The 434-nt window shown below is 69.8% G+C and carries 1 pseudogene; it reads left to right on the top strand.

The features are described 5' to 3' along the window. A pseudogene (locus tag FLM69_RS11290) lies at positions 1–434 on the top strand (pyridine nucleotide-disulfide oxidoreductase); the annotation flags it as partial.

Raw genomic sequence — 434 nt, forward strand, 5'->3', positions numbered from 1 at the left:
CTGCATTTCCTGCAGGCCCCGGAGGAGTTCCTGGACGAGGACGGCGACGGCCGGGTGGACGGCCTGCGGATGCGCCGGATGGAGTTGGACGGTTCCGGTGGGGTCCGTCCGACGGGGGAGACCGTGGACTACCCGGTGCAGGCGGTGTACCGGGCGGTGGGGTATTTCGGTTCGCCCGTGGAGGGGGTGGAGTTCGATGAGGTGCGCGGTGTGATCCCGAACGCGCAGGGCCGCGTGCTCGACGCGGACGGCGCCCCCGTCCCCGGCCTGTATGCCTCCGGCTGGATCAAGCGCGGCCCCGTGGGGTTGATCGGGCACACCAAGGGTGACTCCCTGGAGACGATCAAGCATCTGATCGAGGACGAGCCGGGGCTGTGGACGGCCCAGGAGCCCTCCGAGGAGTCGGTGATCGAGCTGCTCGAGTCCCGTGAGGT

It is taken from the genome of Micrococcus sp. R8502A1 (assembly GCF_006704135.1).
Taxonomy (GTDB): domain Bacteria; phylum Actinomycetota; class Actinomycetes; order Actinomycetales; family Micrococcaceae; genus Micrococcus; species Micrococcus luteus.